Here is a 23408-nt window from a genome sequence, read left to right on the forward strand (position 1 = left end):
CGCAGGCGGCGGATGATCCTGCCGGACCGGGATCTCAGCCGTTGGCGCCGTCGATCCCGTCCAGCGAGAAGTGGATCGTGAACGTCGACCCCGTGCCCTGGGTCGAGCGGACGCTGATCTGCCCGCCGTGCGCGACGACGATCCTGCGCGTCAGCGCCAGACCGATGCCGTGGCCCTCGATCGCGCTGTCGCGGGCGGTGGCCGTGCGGTAGTACTCGGTGAACAGATTCGTCTGCTCCTGAGCGCTCATCCCGATCCCGGAATCGACGACGCGCAGCTCCAGGTGGCTCTCACCCACCACGGTCACCACCCGTACCCGCCCGTCGCGAGGGGTGTACTTCACGGCGTTGGAGAGCAGGTTGTCCACCGCCTGCTGCATCCGGTTCGAGTCCAGCGGCAGCTCCGGGGTCTCGACGATCTCGGTCTCCAAGGTGATGCCGGCCTCGGCGGCGCGCAGCGCGAAGGAGTTTACGGACTGCTGCGCGAGCTCGGAGAGCCGTTGCGGACGCAGCTGCAGCTGCTGGGTGCCGGAGCGGGTCACCTGGTCCGCCAGCAGATCCTGCACGATGAGCAGCAGCTGCTCCGCATTGCGATGGGCGACCTCGAGGAACGAGGTGGTCGTCGGGGAGAGGTCCTCATCATCCCGCGCCAGTTCGAGGTAGCCGATCACGGAGGTCAGCGGCGTGCGCAGCTCGTGCGAGACCGCTGCGACGAACCGCTCCTGCGAACGGACCGTCTCGATGTAGCTGGTGACGTCCGAGAACACGACGACGGCGCCCGCATGCTGGCCGTGGTGGTCCAGGATCTGCCGCGCCGAGGTGGAGACGGTGGCATGGTGCCCGGGCGGTCCGATGTCCACGATGTAGTTGCTGAAGGTCTCTCCGAGCACGGCGCGCCTCACCGGGCGCTGATCCGGCGGGATCGTGGTGGAGGTGCCCGGGTAGCGCACCAGCAGCTGCGACTCCTCGGGGTCGGCAAGATCGACGGAGGAGGCGAGGGCATGGATCCGCTGCTGGGTCCGGTTCATCAGCATGTCGTGCCCGTCGCGGTCCACCACCACGATGCCCACGTCCACGCTGTCGATGATGCTCTTCATCAGCTGCTCGGAAGTGGCCGCGTCATCCAGCAGCGAGTCCTTCTCCGCGAGAGCCCCTGCCAGGCGCTGGTTCTGGCCGTCCAGCACCGTCAGGCCGCCGGCGACCAGCAGCCCGATCTGCAGCACGGTGAACGGCAGGAGCAGGGTGTAGGCCACGGTCAGGGTGTCGATGTACGGCGCGCGGAGCATGACGGGGCCCGTGAACAGCGCCGTGACGGCCGCAGTCGAGATCCACACCCCCGGCAGGCGCAGCCGGGCCGTCATCCACAGGCTCGGGATGAACACCAGCAGGGAGACCGCGACCGCGGTGTCGCGCATATGATCCCGCACCAGCGCGATCGCGATGATGTCCAGCATCGGCACCACCACCGCCCACCCGGTCCGCAGCTCGTCCCAGCGGATCACGAGTGCGAGCACGGTGGAGACGGCCAGGACCCCGAGCGCGAGCAGGTACGTCGGTGCGGTCAACAGCTCGAGCCGGGAGATCGCGATCATCACCGTCAGCGCCACCATGAAGCCGGCGAAGTAGAGCTGTTTCGAGGCCGTCCCACCGTGGGGGGAGACGACCCTGCCGAGCCGCTGGGTCAGGGAGACGAGTGCATCCACGGAAATCCTTCGACGGGCGGTGGCGAGGCTGGACTGCCTCGAGGGGGCGGGGAGCAGCCTCCTGTGCAGGCGGCCGCCGGACGATGCGCAGGCCGTCAGGACGCGCGCCGTGATGAGGGCGCGCCGGCGCCGCGGGGCATGGAGGCGGGAGACGACCTGCTCGGATCCTCCCCGCGAGGTGCGACGCCCCACGGCGTCTGCTCATCCTCTCATCGCGTCCGCTCCGCGCACCGATCCCGCCGCCCGGTTCCCGGCGCTGATCCAGCTGGCACCGGCGGATGTCCCGCGGGTGCGCTCTCCCCTTGTCGCAGGTTCCCGGTACCGTGGCGGGAACATCGACGTCGGGGGTATGACAGTGGATCGGCGTGTTGCCGTGGTCGTCGAGGACGACGAGGACATCAGGGGACTCATGGTCGAGCTGCTGGGGCAGTCCGGCTTCACCGTGCACCCGACGGCCAGCGGCGCCGCCGGGGTGCTGGCCGTGCGCACCCATGCCCCGACGGTGGTCACGGTCGATCTGGGTCTGCCCGACTTCGACGGCTACGAGGTCATCCGGAGAGTGCGGCAGTTCTCCGACGCCTACGTGGTGATGCTGACAGCTCGCGCCGAGGAGATCGACACCCTCCTCGGGCTCGAGGCCGGCGCCGACGACTACATCACCAAGCCGTTCCGCCCCCGCGAGCTGCGGGCCCGGATCGAGGCCATGCTGAGGCGGCCGCGCGGCGGCGGCACCCCGGCCGTGCCGGAGGTCGCGACGGCCTCCGTCACCACCGCGTCGTCGGCCCCCCTCGCCCCGGCCGACGAGCTCGCGCCGGCGCTGCCGTCCTCACCACCGCCCGCCTCCGCGCCGTGGTCCGCCGGTGCCGCGCACGCCTCTGCTGTGCCGACTCCGTACGCGGACTCCGCCGCACAGGCCTCGGCCGTGCCGACCCCGTACACGGACTCCGCCGCGTCCGTCGCACCGGACGATGCAACGTCGCACGTCCGTCTGGAGCTGGACGGTCTCGCGCTGTACCCGCGCCTGCACCGCGTCGAGGTCGCGGGGCGGGAGATCGCGCTGACTCCGACGGAGTTCCTCCTGCTGGAGGTGCTTCTGCGCGGCGGTCAGGTGGTGCGCTCCAAGACGCAGCTCGCCCGCACGGTGCGCGGGGACTATCCCGACGGCGGCACCTACGTCTCCCGCTCCGATGAGCGCACCATCGAGGTGCACGTGGGGAATCTTCGCCGTAAGCTCGCGGAGGATCCGCACGAGCCGCGCTGGCTCCAGACGGTGCGCGGCGTCGGCTACCGCATGGTGGGGCGGCCGGTCGTCGTCGGCTAGGACCGGCCAGAACGCCTTACGAGGAGGGCGCTCCATCCCTCTGCTGCAGGAAGTTCTGCAGCTGACGCGCGGTCTCTGCGGCCAGTGCGCGCAGCTGTGCCATGCGCTGGACCCGTCGCGTGAGCGCGGGCCCGTCCGGGACGGTCGCAGCGGTGAGGGACCGGCTCGGCGGAGAGCCGACCGGCGCAGACCACGACGGGCACCGGACGGACTCCCGCTGCAGATCGTCGGCCTCCTGTGCCAGCGCCTGAGCACCGGCCATGGTGGAGGAGGTCTTGAGGCTGAGCACGGCATCCATCCAGCCCTCCTGGTCCGCGCAGGCCAGCGAGCGCTCGAGCCGGCCGAGGCGCTGATCCAGGAGAGCGAGATACCGGCGTAGGAACCCGCAGAGGATCTCGGAGCTCTCCAGCTGCTCGCCCAGGCCGCGCAGCGCGTCGTGATCGAGAACGGGTGCAGTGGGCATGGGTCCATGATGCGGCGCGCTCCGCAGGGCCCGGGCCGGGAAGAGCCAAAGATTGCCTCAAGGTGGCGGATGCCGAGGTGCCCAGCAGGATCTGACCACCCTTTCAGATAGTCAGCGCCTCGATAGAATGGCGGCATGACTGGGCCTGCCATGCACCGGAAGCCGCTCAGCGGCCCGAGAGGGCGGCGAGTGGTTCTTCACCGCGTCGAGATCCGTCGACTCCTGGAAAAGCACGGCTACACCGAACCGGAGATCTTCGGCAGCGTGGCTCGGGGTGATGACGGGGCGAACAGCGACATCGACATCCTCGTGGACGTGCCGTCCGGGACGAGTCTGCTCGACATCATCGGCGTGCAGATCGGGCTCGAGGACCTTCTGGGCTGCTCCGTCGATCTCGTACCCCGCAAGGACCTGAAGCCTCGAGTTCGAGCACGAGCAGTGAACGATCTGATGCCGCTGTGAGCCGCTCGGACGCTGATCTTCTCGAGGACATCGCTGCAGCGATCAGAGCGATCCGGTCGCATTTGCGGTAAGGCCCGCCCTCTACAGCGATTGTCCAGGACGCTGTCGCGATGCGATTGCTGGAGATCGGAGAAGCAGTCAAGGCGCTCAGCGACGGCGTCACGAGCCGCGAACCAGAGATCCCGTGGCGCGCGATCGCCAGAATGCGCGACTTCCTGGCGCACCACTACTTCGTCACCGATCCGGCCATCGTGCAAGCGGTGGTGGACAAAGATCTCGAACCGCTGGAACAGGCCGTTCAGCGGCTGTCGGACGCGGCCCGCCGCAGCTGACCCGAGGTGGTCCGGCTACGGAAATTGCCTGGCCAGGGTGCTGTACGGCTCCTCGCGCCGGCCCCATGAGCCCCTTGACCCCAGACTCACCGGTCCGTCCCCGGTCGGATCGACCGGTGCAGCGTTCGGCGACGACAACGCCGAGTTCGTCCTGCTGGCGCTGCTCGCCGGCGGTGCGCGCCGGGCCGACGGCACCACACCCGCCGACAGTTCAACCGACCGGGAGGGTGCCCGTCACGAGTCGAGAGAGGGTCAGGGCGGACTTCCGCCTCTCCTCCTCATCCCCGGTCTGGCCGTCCATGAGAGCGTGGCCCACCGAGGTGAAGCAGATGCCGTCACCGACCACGATGTCCTCCAGCTCCGGCCATTCCGCCGTGACAAGTGGGACGCCTCGACCAGGTGGGGAGCCCTCGAGGCGCAGCACGGAGGCGACCATCCAGGGGTCGGAGACGTAGATCCTCGGAACCTCTGCGAGTCCGGCCCCCGGGCTCTCGAGAGCAGCCGTCATGTCCGATACGGCATACGTGAATCCGGCCTCGTCGATCCGCAGAGCGAGATCCCGCCAACGACGTCCGTCGCCGACGACGAGGCGAGGCGCAGCAGCACGACCGCCCCTCGAGATGACGCTTGCGTGGTGCGAGAGGTGCTTGAGGCCCATCGTCGTGGGCGAGTCCGAGAGCCAGCCCGCACGGTGCCAACGCTGCCACCATGCCTGCAGCTCCGCCGGCCCGTTCAGCGCCGCGAGGATCGCCGGCTCCGTCGGTGCCGTCGGATCCGGTTCCTTGCTGCTCTCCTGAATGAGGACGTAGTCCAGCACGCGGTCGAGCACGAAACGAGCAGCGACGGCGGCCGTGGCGTCGCCCGTCGGGACGATGTCCTCTCCGTGGATCATGAATCCGGATGACTCCAGGACGCGTGTGAGGGTCCCCCAGGTGGGATCCAACTCGCAGTCCTCGATCCGGCTGACGGTCGATCGGCTCACCCCGCACAGCCGTGCCAGATCCGCACGGATGATACCGAGCTGACGCCGTATCCCGTGAAGGATCATCGACGCGTCCATAGAGCCTCCCGCCTCCTCGTGGAAGAGCCCGACTGTCGGCAGCGCTTCGTCAGCCGGCTCTGTCTCTCTGGTGTTCCGGAGGGTCCCTCTGGTGTTCCGGGGGGTTCCTCTGGTGTTCCGGGGGGTTCCTCTGGTGTTCCGGAGGCTACCTCCCGCCCGTTCGCGAAGTTGCGGATCCGCAACTTCGTGAACGACCCGGCACCCTCCCCGGCGGTGCTTGACCACGCTTGACCACTCCGGGACCCGGTTCAGCCGACCCCTGGCGACCCCTGGCTGCAAACTGCCTGGTCCGGCCTGTGGCCGGGCCTCGTGCTCCCGTCGAGCACCCCCGAGCCGGTCAGCCCTGCCGGAACCGCGCCTTGTACGCCTCGAAGTCCCACGCCTCCCGCGTGCCCGTGCCGTCCAGGAACTCGGTCGCGGCTCTGCGCCCCGTGCGGTACAGCAGTTCCTGGTCCGCGTCGCTGAGATGGAACTGGGTGGTGCGCACGGCGGAGGTGTCGATGAAGATCGTGCGGGCCACGGCGTGGGAGGAGTCGATGTGCAGGCGGTCGTAGAAGCCGGTGACGGTGTCCACCACGGCCTTGCCGAAGCTCAACGGCCCCGTGATCCGGTTCTGGACTCCGCGATCCGGGTCCGGCCTGGCGGAGAGCTTGACGCCGAAGGTGGGCCAGCGCGGCTCCTTGCCGCCGGGCCGGTCGAACACGGAGACCGGGAAGTTCGAGAGCATCCCGCCGTCCACCAGCACCGTCGGTTTCCCTCGCAGGTTCTTGCGCCGCACGGGGCGGAAGAACAGGGGGATCGAGGCCGAGGCCCGCACCGCGTCGACCACCCGCAGTGCGTCAGGGGTGGAGCCGATGATCTCCGCGTCCAGCGGCAGGTAGCGCAGCCGCCCGGCGGACAGGTCCGAGACGGTGACGACCAACCGATATGCGCGCGGACCCCAGACCTCGGCACCGGGATCGGGGTCCTGGTAGCGCAGATCGGCGAAGGTGCCGGTACGGCCCGGGGCCCCGTGGAGGGAGAGCTGCTCCTCGAGCCAGTCACGGAGGTAGGTGCCGGGGTTGATCCCGTTGAACAGCAGGATGCTGAGCGCCTTGCCGGGCAGGGTGCGGGTCCACCACGGCCCGTCCTCGAAGCGGCGGTAGTCCGTCTCCCGCAGGATCTGCGCGATCTGGTTCACCGGGATCCCGGCGGTCGCCAGAGCCCCGGCGATCGAGCCGGCCGAGGAGCCTGCCACCCGGTTCACCCGGTACCCGCGCTCCTCGAGCACCTCGAGCGCACCGGCCAGGGCGATGCCCTTGACCCCGCCGCCCTCCAGCACCAGGTCCATGCGCTGGGTGCCGTCGGCATCGGGAGCGGAGGCGGCAGACTGTCGGAGCGTCATATGGCCAGAGTAGAGGAGAGGGCCGTCACAAACGCGGGATGGTGCGCAGGCAGTGGTATTCGATCTCGGTCTGCGAGCGCACGGCCGTGCCGCGGCCCTCGGGCTAGTCTTCCGGGCGTACCTCGTGCCCCGGCGCGACCCCTATCCGATCGAGGAGGGCCCGGCATGTCAGCAGCCGCGCCACGGACCCCCGCTCGCCGTCTGCGCTCCGCGCTGCGCGATCTCGCCTACAGCCCGCCCTCGCGCGCGCTGGCCCGGCTGCTGGAGGAACGCCCCGGAGTCCGGGACGCGCTGGAGAAGCGCGGGCACGGAGAGCTGCTCCGCCGCATCGCCTCCGAGGCTCTGCCCGCCGGCCACCACTATGCCCGCCTCACGCTCAAGGGCTGGGCGAAGCACCGCGGCGCCGATTTCCGCCTGCTCGAGCGCGGCGAGGTGGTCTACGGCAACCGGATCCAGGCCCCGCCGCCGGGCACGCCGCTGGAGTACCGCAACATTCTCGTCACCTCGTCGGACCCCGCCGACTTCACGCTCGACCTCCCGGTGAAGCACCAGCTCCACATCGGCGCCGGTGCCTTCTCCACGCCGGAGCAGGATGCATACGACCGCAAGTACCACGTGCACCGCCGTGACGGCCTGTTCTCCTCGGTGCGCGGCAACACCACGAACCCGGCGCGGCTGCTGGTGACCTTCCCCGGCTTCCCGCCGGCGAACTCGCGCGTCTCCTACGCCGTCAGCTATCTCAAGGCCCTCACCGAGGAGGACCTCGCGGACACCCTGATGGTGTGCTTCCAGGACCGTTACGGCGTGAGCGGCACCTATATGGTCCACGACAATGCCGGCAGGCTCCTCGCGGGCCGGGTCACCGGCGCGATCACCGCCCTCATGCGGCGGCACGGCATCGCCGAGGAGGATGTGCTGGTGTTCGGGGCCTCCAAGGGCGCCTCGATCGCGGCGATGACCGCCCGCGACCTGCCCGGGGCCAGGCAGGTGCTGGTCGCCCCGCAGATGAACCTGCCCTACTACTTCGCCAAGCCCGTGCTGCGGGGTGGGCTGTTCCGGGACCGGGCGCTGTGGGAGGTCGAGCAGCCTGGCACCCTGCTGCGCCGCTACCTCGCCGAGGGCCGACGCATCGACTACTTCTACTCCGACCCCGACGAGTCCAGCAACGACTCCCTCATCGAATACGCGCGCGACGCCACAGGCCTGACCAAGCATCGGATCGGCGGCGGCCACGCCGCCGTGGCGAAGAAGTCCCTGCCCACCGTGCTGTCCCTGCTGCGCGGCTTCGCCACCGGCACGGCCGACGGCACGGCCACCCCGCTGGTGGTCACCGGCCTGACCTCCACCGCCCGGGAGGGCGCCGTCTCCCACCGCGTCCAGCTCGCCGACGACTCCGTGCCGGAGGCCGCGAACGTCTACCTCGAGGGATGGCTGGGGAGCGCCCGCTTCCGGCAGCTGCTCTCTCCCGGCGAGGACCCCGCCGCCCGTTTCACCGCCACCGGCCAGCGCACCGACCCCGCCCTGCATCCGGAGGCCTTCACCCACGTCGTCGCCGCCGACGGGACCCCGACGATGCGACGGGGAGTCGTGCCGGACGCTCAGGGCCGCATCGACGAGCACGGCGCGGCCCCCGAGCGGGGCCTCGCCGGCGGGGCCGACCCCGACGAGAGGGACTCCGCCCGCCACCCCCTCGGCGCTCCCGCCTCGCTGACCTGCGATGCCGCCGCCCCGCGGGAGTACGCACTGCTCAGCGCGAGCTGTGCACCGTCCGCCCGGTTCCGCTACCTGGCCGAGAGGCTCGACCCGAGCGGGTACGTCGCCCAGCTGCGCCTGGTGACGCAGGTGAGCCAGCAGCGCCCCACCCCGTCGGCCGCTGAGCATCCCGAGCCGGCCACCGGCTTCGCCCCCTCGGCCGTGCGCGCCCGATTCACGGTGGCGGCGCTCACCGGGTGGCGTGACCTGCCAGTGCTCGCCCGGCGCATCGCGATCGCCGCCGAGGTGGAGGAGCTGCAGGTCCTCGCCGACGATGCCGCTGTCACCACCGCGCAGCTCCAGGAGCTCGCGGCGCTGGACTGGCCCGCGGTCACGGTGGCGGGCAGCGATACCGACCGCACCGCCTGACTGCGTCGTTCACCTTCCCCGCTGGCGCCGGGAGGAGGATGATGGTCGCCACCGACCCTCTCCCCGCTGCCCGCCCCTCGACGCGCCGGCAGCCGCCTCCCCTCCGACCCTCGCGACTGCCTCCCGAGGGCTGAATCCGTCGAAGGAGCACCCCATGACCCGCGCCGACACCTCCGCCCACGAGCCCGTCATCGTCGGCGGCGCCCGCACCCCGTTCACCCGGCTGCTCTCGCAACAGGCGGCGCTGGCCGCCGTGGACCTCGGCGCCCACGCCATCCGCCACGCCCTGTCCCGCTCCGGGCTCGATGCCGCCGTGGTCGACACCGTCATCATGGGCCACGTGGTCCAGGCCGGTCAGGGCCAGAACCCCGCCCGCCAGTCCGCGCTCGCCGCAGGCCTGGCCTGGGACGTCCCCGCCGTGACGCTGAACAAGGTGTGCCTGTCCGGGCTCACTGCCGTGATCGACGCCGCCCGGCTGATCCGCACCGGCGAGGCCACCGCCGTGATCGCCGGCGGCCAGGAGTCGATGAGCAACGGCCCGCACCTGCTGCCCGGCTCGCGGAAGGGGTTCAAGTACGGCCCGGCCACCATGCTCGACTCTGTCGCGCATGACGGGCTCACCGACGCGCTCAGCCACGAGTCGATGGGTGACCTCACCGAAGGCGGCAACGCCGAGCGCCGGATCGACCGCCGTGCGCAGGACGAGGTCGCCGCCGCCTCCCATCAGCGCGCCGCCGCGGCGACCGAGGCCGGGATCCACGCCGAGGAGATCGCCCCCGTCGAGATCCCCCAGCGCAAGGGCGACCCGCTGCTCGTGGACTGCGACGAGGGGGTCCGTCCCGACACCACCGCCGAGACCCTCGCCGGCCTGCGCCCCGCCTTCGCGAAGGACGGCACCATCACCGCCGGTAACTCCTCGCCGCTGTCCGACGGGGCGGCGGCGCTCGTGATCACCTCGCGCGCCTATGCCGAGGAGCACGGCCTCACGATCCTCGCCGCGATCGGGGCGCCCGGGCAGGTGGCGGGTCCGCGCGACTCCTCGCTGCACTCACAGCCCGCGAACGCCCTGCGGGCCGCGCTGGAGCGGGCCGACTGGCGGGCCCAGGAGCTGGACCTGATCGAGATCAACGAGGCCTTCGGGGCAGTGGTCGTCCAATCGCTGACCGATCTGGACTACCCGCTGGAGAAGACCAACATCCACGGCGGCGCCATCGCCCTTGGCCACCCGATCGGGGCCTCGGGCGCCCGGCTGGCCCTGACCGCCGCGCTCGAGCTGGCCCGCCGCGGCGGCGGCCGGGCCGGCGTGAGCCTCTGCGGTGGCGGTGGCCAGGGCGAGGCCCTCCTGCTGAGCGCCTGAGCGACGGGCCTGGGCCGGTGCCGGGGCGGGCGCCCCCGCCCAGCCGAGCGCCGCGCGCCCGGCACGTCGGGCGCGCGGCGCATGCAGATGCTCGCTGAGGACCTATGCGAGGTGGTCGCATGAGTCCTCAGCGCGCATCCGTCGGCACCCGCGAGCGTCGGGGCACCAGCGGCCGGTCCGCCCGGGGCGGAGCGCCAGCGGGCCTGCCCGCCCAGCCCGCGGGTCTCAGACGGTGCGGGCCAGCGGGTCGAAGTCCGCCGGGACTGCCGGGATCTCGGAGACCGACGAGTCCACGGTGACGAACTCGCCGCTGGCGGCGGACTCCTCGGCCGAGAGCATCACGTCCAGCACGTGGTAGCCCACCTCGCCGGTGGCGATGTGCGGGCGATCGGTGTGGATGGCGCGGACCATGTCCAGCAGGCCCAGGCCGCGCCCGGTGGTCGGCCCGGCCTGCGGGACGTCGATCCACTCCTGCTCCGGTGGGCGCTCCCCGAAGGACTCGAAGGGGCGCACGTAGGCGATGCGGCCCTCGAACATGTTCGGATCGGGCACCACCAGAGACCCCTCGGTGCCGTGGATCTCCACGATGCCCTGGCGGGCCAGCGGAGAATCGAAGCTCAGCAGCGAGGTGCCGGTCTGGCCGCCCTCGAACTGGGTGAGCACCGAGATCGTCGAGGGCACCTCGACCGGGAAGCTGGTCCCGGCCTTCTCGCCCACCCGGATCGCGCGCTCCTCGGTGGCCTTCAGGCCCACCGCGGCGACCTTGTCGACGGTGCCGAACAGGCTCACCAAAGTGGTGAAGTAGTACGGGCCCATGTCCAGCAGCGGGCCCGCACCGTGGGCGAACAGGAACGCGGGATTCGGATGGAAGACCTCGGGGCCCTGCCACTGCATGGAGGTCTGCGCGAACAGCGGCCGGCCGATCAGCCCGTCCAGGACCGCCCGCTTGGCGGTCTGCACGCCCGCGCCGAGCACGGTGTCCGGGGCGCAGCCCACCCGCAGCCCGGCCTCGTCGGCCTGTGCCAGCAGTGCGGCGGTGGACTCGCGGTCCAGGCCCAGCGGCTTCTCGGTCCACACGTGCTTGCCCGCCGCGATCGCGGCGGAGGAGATCTCGACGTGGGTGGCGGGCAGGGTCAGGTTCACCACGACCTGCACGCCCGGATGATCCAGCACGTCCTGCGCGGTGCCGGAGGCCGGCACGTGGTGCTTCGCCGCCTGGGCGGCGGCGCGCTCGGTGTTGATGTCGCCGAGGATCAGCACCTCGACGTCCGGGAAGGAGCTGAGGTTCTCCAGGTAGGTGTCGGAGATGACGCCGACGCCGATGAAGCCGACGCCCACCGGGCCGGAGAAGGGGGAGAGGGTGGTCATGCGGCGAGTCCTCCGTCGATCAGGAAGCGGTAGCTGTTCTCGATGTCCGAGAAGACCTCGCCGGGGGCGTTGTCGTACTCGATGACGGCGTACTTCACGCCGGTCGCGGCCTGCATCGCCTCGATGGTGGGGACCTCGCCCTGGCCGGCGTGGCGCTGATCCAGGCTGGAGGAGTCGAACTTCGGGGCGTCCGGGTCGAAGGGGTTCGTCGGCGGCTTGATGCCGTCCTTGACGTGGATCGCGACCAGGCGGTCGCCGAGCTCCTTGACCAGCGACACGACGTCCTGACCGCCGACCAGGGCCCAGTACAGGTCCAGCTCGATCGCGACCGACGGCTCCACCAGCGACAGGAAGCGCTGGTAGGCGCTCTGGCCGTCGAAGTCGGCGAGGAACTCCTGGGCGTGGTTGTGGTAGCCCACGGTCAGGCCGAACTCCGCGGCCTTCTGGGAGGCGGCGTTGAGGCGCTCGGCGATGTCCTGCACGCCGTCCTCGGTGAGCCAGCGCTCGGTGGGGACCATCGGGTCGATGACTGTCTTCATGCCGAGCTCGGCGGCGGCCTCGAACACGACCTCGTTGGCCGGGGTGGGGATGGAGCCGTCCGGCGTCCACAGCTCGTCCGACAGCAGCGGGGCGTGACCGGTGGGCGAGGCGAGGCCGCTCGCGTCGAGGGCGGCGCGGATCTCCTTCGGGCGGCGCACGAAGTCGAACGCCTCGACGTTCTTCAGGCCGATCTGCGCGAGCTTGTCGAGGGAGCCGTTCATGTCGGCGGAGAACTCCGCGGCCAGCGTGTACAGCTGGACGGAGGCGAGAGGCAGTGCCACGTCGAACCTGCTTTCGTGCGTCGTTGTCAGAGGGCGGGCTCGCGCCCCCGGGGGCGCGCTGTCGTCAGCCTAACAAAGAAGCCACCAGTTGGAGGTTTTATCTGCGGAGCAGTTCGCGAGCTGGGTACATTGGCGGCATGAGCACCGAGGATCCAGCGCCGGGCGCGCCCGATGAGACCCCGTCGGCCCCGCCCTCCGCCGTCGCCCGGCGCATCGGCCGCGCCGGCTCCTACTCCAAGGGCATCGCCCGCCGCCAGGAGATCCTCGACCGCGCCATCGAGGTGTTCCGTGCGCGCGGGGCCGACGGCACCTCCCTGCGCCGCATCGCCGAATCGATCGGCATCTCGCACGGCGCGCTGCTGCACTACTTCTCCTCCCGGGAGGAGCTGCTGGTCGCCGTCTACGAGCACGCCGAGAACCGCCCCGATCCCGGCAGGGGGGACCGCAGCCAGGAGCGCTCGGTGGACGTGATGGCCAATGCGGCGCTGGCGAACCTCGAGGTCCCGGGCCTGGTCCAGCTCTACTCCACCCTGGTCGCCACCGCGCTCGAGGTCGAGTCCGGGCCCGCCAAGGAGTACTTCACCGCTCGCTTCGAGCGGGTGCGCGAGAACCTCGAGCGGAAGCTGCGCGAGGACCAGGAGGCCGGGCTGGTCCGGTCCGACATCGACCCCGCCCGCACCGCCGCGCTCGTCGTCGCCGCGAGCGACGGCCTGCAGATCCAGTGGCTGCTCGAGCCTTCGATCGCGCTCAAGGAGACGCTGGAGACCTTCGCGGTGCTGCTGGCGCCGTGAGGCGACCGCCACGCCCTTCCCGAATGTAGACGTTTCGTCTACAATTGGAGCATGGCTGCTACAGAGACCACGACCGTTCGAGTTCGACGACCCGATTCAGAGCGTCTTCAAGTGCTCGCCAAGTCCCGTGGGACTTCGGTCATCGACGTTGTGCACGTGGCGATCGACGCGCTCGAGCGGAAGGAGTTCCTCGAGGGGCTCGCTGCGGACTACGAGCGGCTCCGCGACGACCCCGAGCGCTGGGAGCAGTATGTGGCCGAGCGACAGGAGTGGGACGCGCTCTCGTGATCTGGCGGGGAGAGGTCTACGACGTCGATCTCGGTCAGCCGATCGGTCATGAGCCGGCGTTCCGGCGCCCGGCTGTCGTGGTGTCCGTCGACATCCTGAACAACGGGCCTGGCGGGCTGGTCATGGTCGTGCCGGTCGCCTCTGCCGCCTACGGCCTGCGCAGTCACGTCGAGGTGGAACCGGGCACCAGCGGCCTGGGACACGTCTCCTATGCCCGCTGCGATCAGCTGCGGGCCGTCTCCACTGAACGGCTCGTGACCCGCCGAGGCATCGTGGGCCTCGAGCAGCTGAGCGAGGTCGACCAGGCGCTGCGCTTCGTGCTCGACCTCTGACGTGGCGCGGCCGAGGTGAGCCGTACTCATCCGGTGCGAGGCGCCGGCACCGGCCTCATCGCGGATGAGCTGGCGGTGTCGAGGTCCCGGCTCGCCATGGCTCGTTCGCTGCGGGTGAGGAGGTCCAGGACGTCGAGGGACACGTAGGCGCGCTGCGCCCGACCGATCGAGATCTTCTCCAGGATCCCGTACTCCGTGAGCTGGGAGAGGGCATTCTGTGCAGCGGTGGTCGTCACGTCGTGCACGCGGGTGACCGTGGAGGTGGTGAGCACGGGAGTGCCGGGAAGCGAGTCGAGGATGGTGGACAGCGCGGAGTCTCGGCGGGTCGCTCGTACCCTTCCCTCCCGGCGTCGAGCCTCGGAGAGGATCTGCGACCACTCCTCACGGAGTACGGCCAGGCGCTGTTCGAGGATCGCGGCCTGCTCTGCGGCGATGCGCACCGCGTTCGCGAACGTGCCGACCCAGGTCTCGATCGCAGCGGAGACCTCTGGGGATTCCGGTGACCCCTCGACGCGGAACGAGTCCAGCCCGTCGATGTACTCCTGGTGACGGGTGGCCAGGACCAGGCTCACCGGCAGGATCGCTTCCGCAGTGAGCCCTCGGCGGGTGAGGACGGTGTGGATGAGGGCGCGTCCCACGCGACCGTTGCCGTCCGGGAACGGGTGGATCGTCTCGAACTGGGCGTGCGCGAGCGCCGCCTGGATGATCGGTGAGTGGGTCGCGCCGGCCATGTACCGGACCAGGTCTTCGAGCAGCACGAGGACTTCCTCGGGCGGCGGGGGCACATGAGCGGCCTCGAGCGGGTGATGGCTGGATCCGCCGATCCAGTTCTGGGTGGTGCGCACTCCCTGCAGTTCGGCCGGCGACGGGATGAGCGATGCCTGCAGGGCCTCCAGGTCGTCGACCGTGAGGACATCCCTCTCGGACAGGGCGTCCGAAGCGGCCCGCACGATCGCCATATTCCTCGCCACCTGGTGGGCGGTATCGGAAAGGCCGCGGACATCCTCATCGAGGGCGATCTCGGCGAGAGCGACGTTCTTCAGGCTGGGCGCGATCCCCTCGATGTAGGAGGACGCGATCGCCTCGGAGCGCAGCAGGAACCGAGAGACGAGCCCCAGATCCTGGTGCGTCCCGCGGTTCAGCGCGTGCACCGCACGCTCCGCGGCGGCCACTTCGGCATCGACCTCAGGACCGATCGCAAGTCTCATCCCGGTGAGTCTGGACGGCGTAAAGGTGCGGAACTCCCCGGAACGCCGATCCGCACGCGCAACACCGAAGTCGTAGGGGTTCTCCCAGTGCTGCCACGTGAAGTGCCCCATGCGTAGTCCCCAAGGTGGTGATCTCGTGCCCTTAATCCAACTTTAAGGCTTAAAGTTGGATGAAGCGAGGTGGGTGCGCACCTTAAGACCGAGAGCGGCGACGTCTCGGCGGACTGTCCGACGCCGCGTAGCCTTGCCGTGGACGACGGACCAGTGCGTCCGTCACCACCGGGCGCCCGGCGGAGCAGCACGTCGAATTCCTCCGTCGTCGAACCGTCGCCCAAGAAAGGCTGAACCCCGCTGAACCTGCCCGTCACGCGCCGCTTCGGCCCCCTGCGCGACAAGCACTCCCGCCCCTACCTGATCACCGCCGGGCTCTCGATGATGGCGGACAACATCGAGCACGTCATCACCTACTGGGTGCTGTGGGAGGTGTTCGCCTCGCCCTGGCTGGTGGGCTTCCAGGTGATCAGCCACTGGCTGCCGTTCCTGCTGTTCTCCGTGCTGTTCGGGGGCCTGGCCGAGAAGTACGACTGCCGGCGCATCATCCAGGCCGCCCAGATCCTGTTCGCGCTCGTCTCGCTCAGCTGGGGCCTGCTGTTCCTCACCGGGACGCTGGAGATGTGGAGCGCCTGCGTGCTGCTGGTGCTGCACGGCTGCGCGGGCGCGCTGTGGGGCCCGGCCGAGCAGCTGATGCTCCACGACTTCGCCGAGCCCCCTGAGCTGCCCAGTGCCGTGCGGCTGAACGCGACCTTCAAGAGCCTCGGCGTCCTCGCCGGTCCGGTGGTCGGCTCGGTGCTGCTGCTGGCGCTGGGGCCGACGTACGGCATCTTCGTCAACATCCTGTTCTACCTGCCGATGACCCTGCTGATGATCCGCACCCCCTTCACCGGGCACGTGCGCAGCGGTCACGTGCACAGGGAGCGGATCTCGATCCTGGACACCCCGCGGGTGCTGCGCACCGTCGGCGGTGACCGGGTGCTGGTGGGCATGATCGCGCTGGCCGGCCTGATCGCGGTGTGCGTGGGCGCCTCGCTGCAGGTGGCGATGCCGAACTTCGCCCAGAATCTCGGTGCGGGGGACGAGGCCGGGATCGGGTACGGCGCGCTGCTGTTCGCCAACGGCATCGGGGGAGTGGTGGGCGGGATCCTGCTCGAGGCCACCGGCATCCTCAAGGTCGATGTGCGCGGCGCGGTCATCGCCGCGGTGATGTTCGGGCTCACCTCCCTGATCGTCGCCACCACCGGCCACTACGCGGTGGCGCTGATCGCCCTGGTGCTCGGTGGCATTGCAAACCTCGCCGCGACCGCGATCGGTCAGGCGCTGGTGCAGCTGCGCGCCCCGGAGCACCAGCGCGGCCGCGTGGTGGGGGTCTACTCGATGATCGGCAGCGGCATGCGCACCGGCAACGGGATCACCCTCGGCTGGCTCGGCGCGCTGCTCGGCGTCAGCGGCGCGGTCGCCGTCGGCGGGGCCGCGCTGGTGGTCGGGGCGCTGCTGATCGCGGCGCTGATCGCACTGCAGGCCCGGCGCGGGCTCAGCGCCTGAGCGGACGCCTGCTGGCCGCGGGCCCGACGTCGGACCCCGCCGCAGCGACCCTCGGCCCGTCGGCCCCGCCCCGGCGCCGGCGGCCCGGCGGCGTGCTAGCCGTAGGTTCCGTGCGGCAATGCTCGGTGACCCGTAGGAAAGGTTCCCCATCGCCCGTCTTGGCGCACGCTTCCTACGGCTCGACTGCGCGAGAAGTCAGTCCCGCCGCCGCTGATACCAGAGCAGACCGGCACCGCTGAACAGGGCGAGCCCTGCGAGCGCCGCGGGCGCGGAGGTGTTCGTCCCCGTCTCAGCGAGCTCATCGCCAGCGCCGTCGGTGGCGCCGTCGCTGTCGGAGGCATCGCTCCCGTCGGACGTGCCGCCGTCGCCGGAGGCCTCGGTCTCCGCCCGGGCCTCGGCGGGGGAGATGCCCACCTCGCCCTCGGAGACCCCGTGCGCGAACAGGGAGGTCATCAGCACCGCGAGCGCGGCCGCCTCCTTCTGGTCGGCGCTGTGCTCAGGAGTCGAGGACGGGACGTCGTCGGTCGTCGGGCCGGGGTCCGACGGGGTGGAGGAGTCGGACGACGGCGAGGACTCGCTCGGCCGGTCGGAGGTCGTCGGCGGCGCAGAGCCCTCCTCGTCCTCCTCGGGGCTCGGGGAGGGGTTGGCGGACGACGAGGGCGCGCCCTGCGGATCGCCGTCGTTCTGCTGGTCATTCCCCGACGGGGCGCCGTCCCCGTCGGTGTTTCCGGTGCCGTCGCCGGTGCTCGTGCCATCACCATCACCGGTGCCGTCTCCCGCATCGCCGGCGTCACCAGAGCCCGCGTCATCACCGGAGCCCGTGTTGTCGCCAGAGCCCGTGCCGTCACCCGTGCCTGAGTCGCCACCCGAACCGGAACCGGAACCGTCGCCCGAGCCGTCGCTCGTGCCGTCGCCACCGTCGGTGCCATCGCCAGCGCCTGCGCCGCTTCCATCGTCGGCGCCGTCGCCGGAACCGGTCCCGTCCCCGTCTCCGGTGCCTGAACCGTCGCCACCGTCGCCGGTATTCGAGCCGTCACCCTCGTCAGTGCCGTCCCCGCCGCCACCGGTGTCCGAGCCATCTCCGCCGTCGCCGGTGTCCGCGCCGTCGCCGCCGTCATCACCGGCGCCGGAATCTGAACCGTCACCACCGGCGCCGGAATCGGAACCGTCACCACCGGCGCCGGGATCGGAACCGTCACCACCGGCGCCGTTGTCCGAGTCGTCGCCGTCGCCGGTGTCCTCCACGGTGAACGTGGTGCTCGCGGTCGTCCCGCCGACCTCGATGACCGCCTGGTACTCACCGGCCACCGTCGGCGTGAACGAGGCGAAGACGGACTGCCTGCCCTCGGTGCTGACCTCCGTCGATTGCTTCGAGCTGTCGTCGCCCTGGATGAAGATCTCGACCTCGCCCGTCGTGCGCGTCGGGAAGCAGTCGCCGGAGACCTCGACGGGCCCGCCGAGCTCCGTCGATGTCGCCGTCGCGCTCGCTGCCACACCGGTGCACGCCCCGGGCGGCGTCGGCGCACCCACGGCCGGCGGGGCCAGCGCGAGAGCCGGCGCCGCAGTGCATGCCATGGCGAGCAGGAGCCCGGCGCCGAGCCTCACAGGGGCTCGGCCACGTCGGACGAACATCGGAACTCCTCAGGCACGACAGATTTGACCAGTCATACTGTAAGTGGCGTCGACGCATGAGTACCGCTCGGTCAGTTCATCGAGTGGCAAATTCTTCGTGATCCGGTGCCGGCGGCGACCCAAAGGAGCACGATATGACCCAGGACGACGTCGCGGTCCAGACTCCGCGGGATCCCCGCCCCCGGACCGGCGAGACCGCCGGGTCCCTCACCGAGGCGCAGGCCCACGAGATCGCCACCGAGGCCGAGGGCGTGGTCTCGGAGATCGCCACCGTCGTCGAGGGCAAGGACGAGGTGGCCCGCATCGCGGTGCTGGTGCTGCTGGCCGGCGGGCACCTGCTCATCGAGGACATCCCCGGGGTGGGCAAGACGATGCTGGCCAAGTCCCTGGCCGCCTCGCTCGGGGCCGACCGCCACCGCATCCAGTTCACGCCCGACCTGCTGCCGGGCGATGTCACCGGCGCGAGCGTGTTCAACCAGGCCACCAGCGAGTTCGAGTTCCGCCGGGGCGCGGTGTTCACCCAGATCCTGCTGGCCGACGAGATCAACCGCGCCTCCCCGAAGACCCAGTCCGCGCTGCTGGAGGCGATGGAGGAGCGGCAGGTCACCGTCGACGGCACCACCTACCCCCTCGCCGAGCCGTTCATGGTGGTCGCCACCTCCAACCCCGTCGAGATGGAGGGCACCTACCGCCTGCCCGAGGCGCAGCGCGACCGGTTCCTGGCTCAGACCACCATGGGCTACCCGGTGCCCAGCGCCGAGGCGCGGATGCTCGCCACCCAGACCGGGCCCGTCCCCGAGGGCGATCACGACGTGATCGATGCCGTCGTCACCCGCACCAGCCCCGAGCGGATCGCCGCGCACATCTCCCTGGTGCGCAGCGTGTACGCCTCCCCGGTGATCCTCGACTACGCGGTGCGCCTGGCCCAGGCCACGCGGTCCCATCCGCAGGTCACCCTCGGCGCGTCCCCGCGCGCCGCCGTGCATCTGGTGCGCGCCGCGAAGGCGAAGGCCGCACTCTCCGCCCGCACCTTCGTCACCCCGCAGGACATCGCCGACGTCATCATGCCGGTGTGGCGCCACCGCATGCACCTGGCCCCGCAGGCCCTCTCCCGCGGTGCGACGGCAGAGGAGCTGGTCGATCAGGTGCTGGCCGGCACCTCGCAGGCATGAGCCCGCACCCGGGCACGATGCTGCGCCCCACCGGGCGGGGCGTGGCGGTGCTCGGGCTGTGCGCGGGGATGTGGGTCCTGGGTGACCTGGCCCGTGTCACCCCGGCCCGCCAGCTCGCCGCCGCCCTGCTGCTCATGCTGGTCCTCGGGGCGATCGGGATCGCGGTGAGCAGCGTGGGGCTGCGGGCGCGGCGGTACCTGGTCGATGACGCGGTGCCCGTCGGCTCCACCGCCCGCGTGATGCTCGAGCTGCAGGGCCCGGCCTGGATCACCGTGGTGCCGCTGGGTCGCGGGATCGTGCGCGAGCACCTGCCCGAGCCGCTCGGCGGCCAGGGAGATCTGCCGCTGGCCGCGCGGATGCCGCACGTGCTGCAGGTGAGCCGACGGGGCGGGCACGACCTGGGCCCCTACTCGCTCATCGTCCGCGACCTGCTGGGCCTGTTCCATCTGCGCCGCACCGTGGACGATGACCTGCGCCTGACCGGACTGCCGGTGATCGGCGTGATGGAGCCGGCCGCGGAGCGCGCCACCGGCATCAGCCGCGAGAGCGCCCACCGCGCCGCCGGCTCCCCGGGCATCGGCGAGATCGGCCCCATCGCCCGCCCCTACGCCAGCGGGGACGACATCCGCCGCATCAACTGGCGCGCCAGCGCCCGCACCGGCCAGCTGATGACCCGCGAGGAGGAGCCCGCCGCCGCCCAGAGCGCCGTGATCGTGCTCGACACCAGCCGGCGTGAGAACCCCTCCGCCGAGGTCGAGGATGCGCTGGTCTCACACGCCGCGACCATGCTCGAGGCCCTGGGCCGAAACGGGTGGGAGGTGCGCATCGTCGACGCCTCCGGGGACGAGATCACCCGCACCGGCCGCCGCCGCGGCCTGGCCGGCGCGTCCCCGCTGGGACGCGAGGCGGACACCGTCGAGCAGCGGGCCTCCCTGCTCGCGCTCGCCGACGTCGACTTCGACGACGACGCCCCCGGCGGCATCGGCCGGGACCATGCCGCCGGGCACACCGCGCTCGCGATCGCCCTCGGACCCGACGACGGCGACCCCTTCTCCGGCCTCGAGCTGGACCGCTTCGCCGGCCGCGCCGCCCACCGCACCGCGATCGCACTGCGCCCCGCCCGCGAGAACCCGGACGCCGCCCCCGACGCCCCTGAGGCGAGGGCCCCGCACCCCGCACGGCCCGGCGGCCCCGCCCGCCGCCTCGGCCCGGCCGACGGGGAGGACTTCGGCCATGCCCACGAGCAGCACGCGCGGCAGCTGGCCGCCATCCGTGACCGGCACGCCCCCACCCGCTCCCGGCTCGGCACCTGGACCCTGGTGCGCGGCACCGCCGCGGACACCCTCACCGACCTGCTCACCGCCGATGAGGAGCCGGGACGATGAGCCCGCTGCTGGGCCGGCCACCGCTGGAGGGCGCTCACCTCACCGGTCGGGCGCTGCTGCTGCTGTGCGGCCTGGTGCTGGCCTCGGCCCCCGCCTCCCAGCTGCTGGCCGGCTCGTCCTGGCTGCTGCTGACCCTGGTCGCCGCCGTCCCCGTGATCCTCGGCGGGGTGGTGCTGCGCACCGTGGTGCCGCGACAGCTGCTGGTGCCGCCGGCCCAGGCCGGACTGCTGGTGGTGCTGGTGCTGGTGGCCGAGACGGTGCTGGGTCTGGCACCGTGGCAGGACGGCCCGGTCGCTGTGCTCCGTGCGCAGGCGGAGATCGTCACCCGCGGTGTGAACGAGCTGGCCTCGGGCGTCCCGCCGGTGGCCCTGGGAGCTCCCGGCACGGTCCTCCTGGTGGCCCTGATCGGGCTGGTGACTCTGCTGCTGGACCTGATGTTCCTGGACCTGGGCTGGCACACCCCCACCGCCCTGCTGCTGATGAGCTCGCTGCTGATCCCCGCCCTGCAGCAGCCGGCCGGCGGCCAGTGGTGGCAGGTGGCTGCTCCCGTGCTGGCCGGAGCGATGATCTTCGCGACCCGCACCGTCCACGCCGATCCGCGCTACCTCCGCGGCGACCGTCGGCCGCAGGCGGGGCCTGCCACCCACCACGGCCGCACCCTCGCCGCAGTCACGGTCTGCGCGGCCCTGGTCGCGGCGCTGTCCCCGCTGCTGGGCCCTGCCCTGCCGCAGCTGGCCCCGGCCCGGCTCGCCCTGAACGTCGACCTGCTCGAGCGCTGGCAGGATCCCGACGCCCCCGCGCTCGGGCCGGTGATGATCGACGACGACGTCTCCGTGCGCCGCTCCCTCCTGCAACGGGAGGACACCGAGGTCCTGCGCTACTCCACCACCGCGGAGGACCCCTCCTACCTGCGCCTGCGCACCCTGAACACCTTCGACGGCGAGACCTTCCGCGGCGATGCGACGGGGGAGGAGCCGGGGAGGGTGCGGGACTCCTTCAGCGACGCGCGGGACGACGGTGTGGCCGCCAGCGGCAGCGACGAGGACTTCATCGAGACCGATGTCGAGATCATCAACTTCGCCGGGGACCGCCTCCCCGTGCCGGCCAACGTGCGCTCCGTCCAGGGCGCGGACCGCACGCTGAACCGGGCGATGACGCTGCTGCCCACCGACGGCGAGGTGGCGCTGTCCTACCTCCGCTCCGGACTGCTCGGGCAGCGCTACAGCATCGAGTCCGAACCGCGCACCTCCACCGCCGAGCAGCTGCGCGGCGTGGACCCGGCCGAGTTCGCCCAGCCCTTCGAGGCCGGATACACCTCCCGTGACGATGTGCCCGAGGCCGCGGCCGCGCTCGCCGACGAGCTCGCCGGGAACCTGGAGGCGGACACCGCCTACGACACCGCGGTCGCCTTCCAGGACTACTTCCGCAACTCCTTCGCCTACTCGCTCACGGTGAACTCCCCGCCGGGCGAGGACCCGCTGGAATCCTTCCTCGAGGACCGCGTGGGCTACTGCGAGCAGTTCGCCGCGGCGTTCGCGCTGATGATGACCTCGCAGGGATACCCGACCCGGGTGGTCATCGGCTTCACCCCCGGCGAGCAGGACGGGGACGAATGGTCCGTCAGCACCACGAACGCGCACGCCTGGCCCGAGGTGTGGTTCGGCCCCGAGCACGGCTGGGTGCGCTTCGAACCCACGCCGGCCGCGGCCGCCAACGGGGTGAGCACGCCGGAGCGGACCGACCCGGACGGGCAGGCCGAGGCGCCCGCCCCCGCCCCCGAGGGCCCGACGCCGCCGGACCAGCCCACCGAGGAGACGTCCACCGAGCAGGGCACCTCCGAGGAGACCACCGAGGACCCCGCGGCCGCCCAGGCCTCCGACGGCGGCGGGCCCTCCCCGGCCACCGTGCAGCGCGTCCAGTGGGGCGTGGTGCTCGTGATGGCGCTGGGCGGGCTGCTCGCCGCCGGTGCCGCGGCGGCCGTGCTCGGCATCCGCCGCCGCCGGCTCCGCGCCCGTGATGAGCGCTGGGCCGCGCTGATGAGTGCTGATGGTGAGGGTGCTGGCGACGAACCCGAGACCGCGCTCGCCGCGGAGCGGACGCGGCGCGGCGCGGGGGAGCTGGCCTGGGCCGAGATCACCCGGGAGCTCTCGGTGCGCGCGACCGCGATCCGCTGGCTCCGGATCACCGGGGCCTGGGGCCGCGCCCCCACCCGGCTCGGCCTGGACGCCGCGCTGCCGCCGCACCGCGCCCTCGAGGACCTGCTCGACCGGATCGCCGCCGCCGACCGCGACGTCACCCCCGAGCACCGCGCCGCCGCGGCCCGCATCGCCGAGGCCTACACCGCTGCCCGCTACGCGGCGCCGGTGCCGGCGGGCGACAACGCGACGGGCGAGGTGGATGAGGCACCGCGAACTCCCAGCCATGCCGCAGAAGCGTTGCGAGGCGGGGCGAATGACCGCCCGATAGCCCCAGCTTCTTCACGCTTGAGCGAGGGGAAGGTGCACGGCGAGGGCGAGGGGCAGGCCGAACGTTCCCAACACCCGCTGCGCCACGATTCCGATCTGCTCATCGAGCTGATCCGCACCGCCCGCTGACACTGATTCGCGGCGC

20 protein-coding genes are annotated in these 23408 nt (G+C 71.5%); 12 read left to right on the top strand and 8 right to left on the bottom strand.

Going from position 1 to position 23408, the window contains the following annotated elements; translation table 11 throughout:
* Window positions 1-34 precede the first annotated feature (34 nt).
* Window positions 35-1702: a sensor histidine kinase gene (locus CFK38_RS04730; RefSeq protein WP_157773357.1), complete on the bottom strand. Its 1668-nt coding sequence runs from the start codon at window positions 1700-1702 to the stop codon at window positions 35-37.
* A 355-nt stretch (window positions 1703-2057) separates the two neighbouring features.
* On the opposite strand from CFK38_RS04730, the gene CFK38_RS04735 reads away from it, so the two are divergent.
* Window positions 2058-3023, top strand: a complete 966-nt coding sequence (locus CFK38_RS04735) for a response regulator transcription factor (protein WP_420835788.1) — start codon at window positions 2058-2060, stop codon at window positions 3021-3023.
* A gap of 16 nt (window positions 3024-3039) precedes the next feature.
* On the opposite strand, the gene CFK38_RS04740 is transcribed toward CFK38_RS04735, so the two are convergent.
* On the bottom strand, window positions 3040-3486 hold the full coding sequence (locus CFK38_RS04740) for a hypothetical protein (RefSeq protein WP_096802050.1): 447 nt from the start codon (window positions 3484-3486) through the stop codon (window positions 3040-3042).
* Between the two features lie 135 nt (window positions 3487-3621).
* Here CFK38_RS04740 and CFK38_RS04745 point away from each other — a divergent pair, with 135 nt between their 5' ends.
* Window positions 3622-3948, top strand: coding sequence for a nucleotidyltransferase family protein (locus CFK38_RS04745; protein WP_096802051.1), 327 nt, complete (start codon window positions 3622-3624; stop codon window positions 3946-3948).
* Between the two features lie 89 nt (window positions 3949-4037).
* Window positions 4038-4280, top strand: a complete 243-nt coding sequence (locus tag CFK38_RS04750; RefSeq protein WP_275542294.1) for a HepT-like ribonuclease domain-containing protein — start codon at window positions 4038-4040, stop codon at window positions 4278-4280.
* A 211-nt stretch (window positions 4281-4491) separates the two neighbouring features.
* Here the strand turns inward: CFK38_RS04750 and CFK38_RS04755 are convergent, their stop codons facing one another.
* Both CFK38_RS04755 and CFK38_RS04760 read right to left on the bottom strand, forming a co-directional pair.
* Window positions 4492-5565, bottom strand: a complete 1074-nt coding sequence (locus CFK38_RS04755) for a helix-turn-helix domain-containing protein (protein ID WP_157773358.1) — start codon at window positions 5563-5565, stop codon at window positions 4492-4494.
* Window positions 5566-5677: 112 nt separating this feature from the next.
* On the bottom strand, window positions 5678-6724 hold the full coding sequence (locus tag CFK38_RS04760) for a patatin-like phospholipase family protein (protein ID WP_245851224.1): 1047 nt from the start codon (window positions 6722-6724) through the stop codon (window positions 5678-5680).
* Window positions 6725-6889: 165 nt separating this feature from the next.
* Between CFK38_RS04760 and CFK38_RS04765 the strand changes: the two genes are divergently transcribed.
* On the top strand, window positions 6890-8845 hold the full coding sequence (locus CFK38_RS04765) for a hypothetical protein (RefSeq protein ID WP_096802053.1): 1956 nt from the start codon (window positions 6890-6892) through the stop codon (window positions 8843-8845).
* A gap of 154 nt (window positions 8846-8999) precedes the next feature.
* Window positions 9000-10202, top strand: a complete 1203-nt coding sequence (locus CFK38_RS04770; RefSeq protein WP_096802054.1) for an acetyl-CoA C-acyltransferase — start codon at window positions 9000-9002, stop codon at window positions 10200-10202.
* 225 nt (window positions 10203-10427) lie between these two features.
* Here CFK38_RS04770 and CFK38_RS04775 read toward each other — a convergent pair whose 3' ends face one another.
* Both CFK38_RS04775 and CFK38_RS04780 read right to left on the bottom strand, forming a co-directional pair.
* Complete coding sequence (locus tag CFK38_RS04775) at window positions 10428-11570, bottom strand: Gfo/Idh/MocA family protein (protein ID WP_096802055.1); 1143 nt, start codon at window positions 11568-11570, stop codon at window positions 10428-10430.
* The gene (locus CFK38_RS04780; RefSeq protein ID WP_096802056.1) at window positions 11567-12391 is read right to left on the bottom strand and encodes a sugar phosphate isomerase/epimerase family protein; all 825 of its coding nucleotides are present in this window, start codon (window positions 12389-12391) and stop codon (window positions 11567-11569) included. Before CFK38_RS04780 ends, CFK38_RS04775 begins: the two co-directional genes overlap by 4 nt.
* Before the next feature lie 137 nt (window positions 12392-12528).
* Here CFK38_RS04780 and CFK38_RS04785 point away from each other — a divergent pair, with 137 nt between their 5' ends.
* From CFK38_RS04785 to CFK38_RS04795, 3 genes are read left to right on the top strand one after another with little or no spacing between them, the layout of a single operon-like run.
* Window positions 12529-13182: a TetR/AcrR family transcriptional regulator gene (locus CFK38_RS04785; RefSeq protein ID WP_096802057.1), complete on the top strand. Its 654-nt coding sequence runs from the start codon at window positions 12529-12531 to the stop codon at window positions 13180-13182.
* A gap of 51 nt (window positions 13183-13233) precedes the next feature.
* Window positions 13234-13470: a hypothetical protein gene (locus CFK38_RS04790; protein ID WP_096802058.1), complete on the top strand. Its 237-nt coding sequence runs from the start codon at window positions 13234-13236 to the stop codon at window positions 13468-13470.
* Window positions 13467-13802, top strand: a complete 336-nt coding sequence (locus CFK38_RS04795) for a type II toxin-antitoxin system PemK/MazF family toxin (protein WP_096802059.1) — start codon at window positions 13467-13469, stop codon at window positions 13800-13802. Before CFK38_RS04790 ends, CFK38_RS04795 begins: the two co-directional genes overlap by 4 nt.
* Window positions 13803-13828: 26 nt before the next feature.
* Here the strand turns inward: CFK38_RS04795 and CFK38_RS04800 are convergent, their stop codons facing one another.
* On the bottom strand, window positions 13829-15010 hold the full coding sequence (locus tag CFK38_RS04800) for a Fic family protein (protein WP_245851225.1): 1182 nt from the start codon (window positions 15008-15010) through the stop codon (window positions 13829-13831).
* Window positions 15011-15394: 384 nt separating this feature from the next.
* On the opposite strand from CFK38_RS04800, the gene CFK38_RS04805 reads away from it, so the two are divergent.
* A complete protein-coding gene (locus CFK38_RS04805) occupies window positions 15395-16609 on the top strand; it encodes an MFS transporter (protein ID WP_275542295.1) in 1215 nt (404 codons plus the stop codon).
* 195 nt (window positions 16610-16804) lie between these two features.
* Here CFK38_RS04805 and CFK38_RS04810 read toward each other — a convergent pair whose 3' ends face one another.
* The gene (locus tag CFK38_RS04810; protein ID WP_157773359.1) at window positions 16805-18241 is read right to left on the bottom strand and encodes an LPXTG cell wall anchor domain-containing protein; all 1437 of its coding nucleotides are present in this window, start codon (window positions 18239-18241) and stop codon (window positions 16805-16807) included.
* A 134-nt stretch (window positions 18242-18375) separates the two neighbouring features.
* On the opposite strand from CFK38_RS04810, the gene CFK38_RS04815 reads away from it, so the two are divergent.
* Genes CFK38_RS04815 through CFK38_RS04825 form a run of 3 tightly spaced genes read left to right on the top strand, consistent with a single transcriptional unit; the run spans window position 18376 to window position 23392 of the window.
* On the top strand, window positions 18376-19413 hold the full coding sequence (locus CFK38_RS04815; protein ID WP_096802063.1) for an AAA family ATPase: 1038 nt from the start codon (window positions 18376-18378) through the stop codon (window positions 19411-19413).
* Window positions 19410-20798 (top strand): DUF58 domain-containing protein, encoded by a 1389-nt coding sequence (locus CFK38_RS04820; protein WP_096802064.1) that lies wholly within the window; start codon window positions 19410-19412, stop codon window positions 20796-20798. The genes CFK38_RS04815 and CFK38_RS04820 overlap by 4 nt, the downstream gene beginning before the upstream one ends.
* Window positions 20795-23392, top strand: coding sequence for a transglutaminase TgpA family protein (locus tag CFK38_RS04825; RefSeq protein ID WP_096802065.1), 2598 nt, complete (start codon window positions 20795-20797; stop codon window positions 23390-23392). Before CFK38_RS04820 ends, CFK38_RS04825 begins: the two co-directional genes overlap by 4 nt.
* The last annotated feature ends 16 nt before the right edge of the window (window positions 23393-23408 follow it).

It is taken from the genome of Brachybacterium vulturis, from assembly GCF_002407185.1.
GTDB lineage: Bacteria > Actinomycetota > Actinomycetes > Actinomycetales > Dermabacteraceae > Brachybacterium > Brachybacterium vulturis.

What these genes read in the sequence shown, in the direction of transcription:
- CFK38_RS04815 (WP_096802063.1), top strand. Translation starts at nt 18,376, where the DNA reads ATGACCCAGGACGACGTCGCGGTCCAGACTCCGCGGGATCCCCGCCCC.
- CFK38_RS04785 (WP_096802057.1), top strand. Translation starts at nt 12,529, where the DNA reads ATGAGCACCGAGGATCCAGCGCCGGGCGCGCCCGATGAGACCCCGTCG.
- CFK38_RS04790 (WP_096802058.1), top strand. Translation starts at nt 13,234, where the DNA reads ATGGCTGCTACAGAGACCACGACCGTTCGAGTTCGACGACCCGATTCA.
- CFK38_RS04765 (WP_096802053.1), top strand. Translation starts at nt 6,890, where the DNA reads ATGTCAGCAGCCGCGCCACGGACCCCCGCTCGCCGTCTGCGCTCCGCG.
- CFK38_RS04800 (WP_245851225.1), bottom strand. Translation starts at nt 15,010, where the DNA reads ATGAGACTTGCGATCGGTCCTGAGGTCGATGCCGAAGTGGCCGCCGCG.
- CFK38_RS04745 (WP_096802051.1), top strand. Translation starts at nt 3,622, where the DNA reads ATGACTGGGCCTGCCATGCACCGGAAGCCGCTCAGCGGCCCGAGAGGG.
- CFK38_RS04760 (WP_245851224.1), bottom strand. Translation starts at nt 6,724, where the DNA reads ATGACGCTCCGACAGTCTGCCGCCTCCGCTCCCGATGCCGACGGCACC.
- CFK38_RS04770 (WP_096802054.1), top strand. Translation starts at nt 9,000, where the DNA reads ATGACCCGCGCCGACACCTCCGCCCACGAGCCCGTCATCGTCGGCGGC.
- CFK38_RS04820 (WP_096802064.1), top strand. Translation starts at nt 19,410, where the DNA reads ATGAGCCCGCACCCGGGCACGATGCTGCGCCCCACCGGGCGGGGCGTG.
- CFK38_RS04810 (WP_157773359.1), bottom strand. Translation starts at nt 18,241, where the DNA reads ATGTTCGTCCGACGTGGCCGAGCCCCTGTGAGGCTCGGCGCCGGGCTC.
- CFK38_RS04825 (WP_096802065.1), top strand. Translation starts at nt 20,795, where the DNA reads ATGAGCCCGCTGCTGGGCCGGCCACCGCTGGAGGGCGCTCACCTCACC.
- CFK38_RS04740 (WP_096802050.1), bottom strand. Translation starts at nt 3,486, where the DNA reads ATGCCCACTGCACCCGTTCTCGATCACGACGCGCTGCGCGGCCTGGGC.
- CFK38_RS04775 (WP_096802055.1), bottom strand. Translation starts at nt 11,570, where the DNA reads ATGACCACCCTCTCCCCCTTCTCCGGCCCGGTGGGCGTCGGCTTCATC.